This window comes from Macrococcus equipercicus (assembly GCF_004359525.2).
GTDB lineage: Bacteria > Bacillota > Bacilli > Staphylococcales > Staphylococcaceae > Macrococcus > Macrococcus equipercicus.
The window spans coordinates 1-5342 of record NZ_SCWC02000015.1 but is presented as its reverse complement, the minus strand read 5'-3'; the positions used below and the strand labels follow the sequence as shown (position 1 = coordinate 5342).

Annotated in this window: 4 protein-coding genes and 1 pseudogene; 1 reads left to right on the top strand and 4 read right to left on the bottom strand. The window is 33.8% G+C overall.

From position 1 onward, the window contains the following. The 3 genes and pseudogenes from ERX35_RS11080 to dcm all read right to left on the bottom strand — a co-directional run. A pseudogene (locus ERX35_RS11080) lies at positions 1-364 on the bottom strand (hypothetical protein); the annotation flags it as partial. A gap of 39 nt (positions 365-403) precedes the next feature. Continuing rightward, entirely contained in the window at positions 404-1777 is a 1374-nt protein-coding gene (locus ERX35_RS11075; protein ID WP_149459948.1) for a Sau3AI family type II restriction endonuclease, read from the bottom strand. Positions 1778-1852: 75 nt separating this feature from the next. Then, positions 1853-3091 (bottom strand): DNA (cytosine-5-)-methyltransferase, encoded by a 1239-nt coding sequence (dcm, locus tag ERX35_RS11070; protein WP_149459947.1) that lies wholly within the window; start codon positions 3089-3091, stop codon positions 1853-1855. A 140-nt stretch (positions 3092-3231) separates the two neighbouring features. On the opposite strand from dcm, the gene ERX35_RS11065 reads away from it, so the two are divergent. Beyond that, a complete protein-coding gene (locus ERX35_RS11065) occupies positions 3232-3699 on the top strand; it encodes a very short patch repair endonuclease (RefSeq protein WP_149459946.1) in 468 nt (155 codons plus the stop codon). Positions 3700-3834: 135 nt separating this feature from the next. On the opposite strand, the gene ERX35_RS11510 is transcribed toward ERX35_RS11065, so the two are convergent. Further along, on the bottom strand, positions 3835-5342 hold a 1508-nt coding region (locus ERX35_RS11510; protein WP_170234623.1), incomplete at its 5' end, for a hypothetical protein.

The window sequence follows — 5342 nt, the reverse complement described above, 5'->3', positions numbered from 1 at the left end:
GATAGGTATAAATAAATAAGTTTTCTTTAAGCGGATTTAAATAATAATAATTAGTTAATTGCTGTTTTAAAATTCTTTCTGGTGTAGAATTAGATTTTATTTCAATATTTAATATTGTTTCTGAACACACTTTTAATAAGTCAAACTCTTTTCCAATTCGTTCAATTTCATACCCTAGGATAAAGCCTTCAAGTATTGGAGTAGCTTGCTGAGGATATTTTGAAAATATAAAATCTACAAAACTGATAAAACTATTTTTTTCATGAGATTTAAATTTGATTTCATGAAACTGAAGGAAATCAGTGAGAAATTGATCGTCATTTTGAAGTAATACATTTTTTAAAGTCACTAAATTTATAGACATTGATTATTCCTCCATAATGTAATAGAAAAAGATGATATATCATTTATCGAGTATTAGTCTTGAAATAAATTGTTTATTAAGCCAAAAACATTGCTTAGTTATCATTTGCCCATCTGGTAGTGCATCTTTATCCTTGGCATTTCTTGCTTTTGGTCTTATGTGACAGATCGGATTGTCTTTTGCGGAGGGAAGGTTATTTTTTATTCCTCTTGATGTTCCTGTTAAAGTAACACCCCCCTTCAAGATTTTTTGAGTCTGTAAGTAGAACCTTTTAAGTTCATTGTCTATTATATCCCCTGACATATTCCAGAGTTTAATATCCTTGAATATCTTATTTCCTTCTAGATCTTTCTGAAATATAATGAACAACCACTTCGTGGACTCAAACTTTTCCTTTAAGGAACTGTCTTCCCAAGGCACTGTCGCATATTCTTTAAAGTCAATATTCTCAAATGACATGTGTTCTTTAAGTCTTCCATCAGCTTCCTGAGTGATCGTTTTGAACTTGATGTTAAACTTCTCAAACTCTTCAATCTGCGATAAGTCTGTTCCTTTAATCCCTAACATGGCACTTATTAAGCGAGAAACTCTTGCCTTGCCCTGTGACAAAGTAATGCCTTCTTTGACCGCTATTTCTTTATCCGACATTCCGAAATATGGACTGAACTTATTATAGAGAACTGTCTCTATGGATTTTTCAGCTATTTCTTTCGATGAGGTGATAGAAATAAGATGCTCTTCACTGATTAGCTTTCTGACAAGCGTAGACATATAACCCTGTTTAATGGAGTAAGCACGTTGCTTCGCTGGAATTTGGCTGAAAGGCTGCGATCTTACAGTCTTGGCAGTTGCGCCTTTTGTACAGGCACCAAGTATCATAGTATCTCCTTCAGAGAGCAGGTGAGCCTCGCCGTTACGGATTTTGTCATTGATGGTTTTCCAGTCCTGCTTGACGATTTCGAGGTCTTCTTCAGGGAACTGAAATAAGTCAACTTTAATAATCTGAGTATTGAAAGCATCCATTTTCTTGTTCTTGTCTTGGATATATTCGTAAAAAAATAGCAGCAGCTTCTGATTTTTCTGCCAGTAGCTTGATGTGAAGAAATCAGCTGTCGCTTCTTTCTCATAGTTGATAATATTCAGCACTAGACGTTCTTTTGCTTTAAGTTGCTTCTTTTTGTCCCTGATGACGCCCGTTGCTTTCAGTTCAATATTCAAGTCAGCAAAGTCAGCCTCAGCTTTAGAGTTCTTACTATAACCAAAATAACCCTCTTCAATGATATGACCGATTTTCCCTTTGACATTGGTGTTTGATAGAGTGTCATTCTTATCAATCTCGTACAGATACTTGCCTTCAGCTTCTTTGGCGTATGTAATTAATTCTTTCTCTGTCTCATATACGAATGGTTGCAATCTCGTCACCTCATCCAGATATTTGAATTAATAATACCATATAACCAAACAAAAAAACCTACTAAATATAGTAGGTTAAAAAAGGTTCAGTTGAGTTGTGTCATCTGGATACTGCGCTTCAATATTCTCTATCTCATTCCCCATACGAGTGATCAATGGGACAACCAACGCATTACCCATACAGAAGAATCGCATCTTGTCAGGCATTGTATCTGTCCAATTATCAGGGAAGCCGTTCAGCCGTTCTGCTTCTACCGGAGTCAGTGTGCGGAAGCGGCCGTTAATTTCGATGATATGTGTGCTACGGTTAACGCTTGATTCGCTTGTCAACATCGTGCGTGCAGGGGAGTCCAAGGCATCAGATTCAGACATTCCACCTTCGCTGAAGAAGTACTTATGACCATCTTTTGATGTCCTTTCAATCTTCTTCGGTCCTCGTAAATATTTGAACTTCTCAACTTTTTCAGGTGCAAGGAAATATTTATCGTCAACATCTTCTTCCAAGATCTCACCGAGTGTCACAGCTTTCTCATACACAGGAATCGTATGAGCGGTGTAGACATCCCCGTTCTTCATATAGCCGGATGTATGGAAGGTATAGGAGAAGTTATCTGAGATCTCCACGATATCATGAGATAGGCGAGTCGTTGATACTCTGTTCTTATATATTTCATCTGTGACGGGGAAGGATTTCGCAAAGAAGCCGTCTTTGAAGACGATGTCCTCTGCTGATTTTTTAAGCAGGGATTGAGCATAGTGATTCTCTCTCCGGTAACCGAATATGAACACACGCCGTCTTTTCTGGGCATTACCATAGTCCGCTGCATTGATGACGCGCCATTCGATGTCATACCCCAGCTCATTCAAAGTCGATAACATGACCGCGAAATCGCGGCCGCGCTGACTGGCCGGCGACTTGAGCAGACGGTCGACGTTCTCGAGCAATATGTACTTAGGTGCGGTGTTCTGGATGAAGCGGGTGATCTCCCAGAAGAGAACACCTTTCTTCCCTTGTATACCGAGCTCTCCGCTCAGTGATCTTGCAACTGAATAGTCCTGGCAAGGGAAACCGCCGACTATCATATCGACATTTGTCTCAGCCATCTCATAATTAGAAACTTGCGTCACATCTTCGTTACTATGGATACCAGATGTGAAATTATGGGTATAACAATCATAAGCGTGCTGTACTTTACGAGAAGGTTCCCATTGATTCGCCCAAGTGATCTCGAATAATTTATTGTTTGTCTGTTCTAGACCGATACGGAAACCACCAACTCCGGCAAACATCTCGGCAACTTTAAGCTTTTTCATCACTGGAACCTCCTCAAATATTAACCTATTAATATTAGCACAAAATACGTATTATTTATAATTTATTTTTATTATACCGAACGATCGTTCGTATTTCAAATAGATTTATAAATCTTTTAATGAAATCGAGGTGATTTTTCATGAAGAAAAATGAATATCCTTCTAGCAGAAGTTACAATATGTCACGGATTAAAGGAAAGAACAGTAAGCCGGAAGAGACTGTAAGGAAATATCTTTATCAAAGAGGATTCCGTTACAGAAAGAACTACAGCAGACTGCCGGGATCACCTGATATTTACTTACCTAAATACAATACTGCGATTTTTGTGAACGGCTGCTTTTGGCACGTACATGGCTGCGGTAAATTCAAAATGCCAAAGTCCAATCAAGAGTTCTGGCAAGCTAAGTTCAATCGAAATGTCGCTAGGGATGAAAAGAATATAGAAGAGCTGACAGAGATGGGTGTTAAAGTGATAGTGATCTGGGAGTGCGGTCTTGAGAACGAAATTAAGCAAGAGACATTGGAAGAGCTGGAAGAGATGATAGTTAATGAGGAGGAAGATATGAAGCTGAGAGAGTTCTTCTTGAGTTGTGATTGGGAACTTTAATAAAAAAATAATTCAAATGCTTAATAAGCATATTTTATATAAAATATGCTTTTAGATTAAAATATAAAATTACTAAAAAGATAGATAGCCATTACTTTATTTATTAAAACAAGTAATGGCTATTAACATCTAAGCTCAATTAAAATACTGTTCACAATAATTGGAATACTTTAGTTGAAATAAAGTGTAACTTTTAATTGTTTCCTCAGAATTTTTTTCTTTTACAGCTTTTTTCAATTGTAAATGGTAAAAATCAGAGATAATAAATAAATTATTATCATCAGCCATTTCATTTAGTAAATACAATAAATTATCAATATTACCATCAAGATTTAAGAAGAAGTCAAAAATGAAGTTTCCGATTGTAGTAGTTCGTTGTTTTTCAATATCAGCTAATATTGATTGTAAACCATAGTCTTCCGAAATTAGTATTAAATTATGGTCTATAGAAGAAAAAATGGTATTATTGTCAAATTGATTAATTTTTTTTATTGTATCATATTCATTGATTGATTTTTTCTGAGGTAAATTCCGGCATGTAGAGATTAATGTTCTGTACATTTTATGTTCTTCTTGTATTCTTGTACTATCTCTACTTATCATTTTTAATCCATTTCCATCATGAAATAAATTACCGACCATATTTCTTTTATTATCGGACTTTATAAAATAATTTAATTCAGCCAATATAGAAGAATCGATAAAAATGTTTTTATAACTTTTTAAAATATAAAGTAAATCATAGTTCATTAAAAAAATTAAAGATGTATAGCTAATTATAAATTGGTTTTGACTAATTACAATATTAGATTGTGTGCTTAGAAACCCAGGGATATTTTGATTTTTAAGAATATCATTGTAATAAAAAATCATTTTTTCTGAATCTAGAATAAAACTATAAATGAATGTACATTTATACTCACTTCTTGTTTTGTCTAATACTTTTTTCTTATTTTGGTCAATTGCAGCACTTTCTCTGACAAATTCCTTAAGTTGATCCAGACCATTTGAAACATTAATTTTATGAAAAACACCTAGTTCTACTTGTCTGCTCATAAATCTTTGCGTTAAAAAACTAGTGAGTGGAGTTACTGATAGTATTTTATAATTTTCATTATCATAAAATACTTCATCACCAACTTGCATTTCTAATGTGTCAAAATCAAAATTAGATTCCGTGTATTCAACAATAAAATTATCAAAATTTGGAATCTTCCATTCTTTCGGGATTATTATTACTGTTTTACAAATCTCATCTTTATCTTCCAAAACAATCACTCTTAATAAAGAGAATCCAAATTTGTCCAGATTTTCTGATTCAGTGATTTTAATATTTTTTATGATTGATCTTAAAAAATTGTTGTTTAGTTCTTCATTTTTAAATTTGTATAATAGAATAAATTTTATCAATGTATGAATACTTGAAGACACTTCTTTATTAATTTCAATCATATATAGAGCTAAATATAATTTAGCTTCGATACTATCTGATTCTTGTAGTATTTTGATTACTTTTTCATCATAGGAAAGATCTTTATTATTTAATTTTGTTGTTATTAACAGTATAGCTAATTCTTCATTAATATTATGATAATTTTCAATTCGATAAATTACTTCCGTAAACTTTTGAACATGTATTAAAG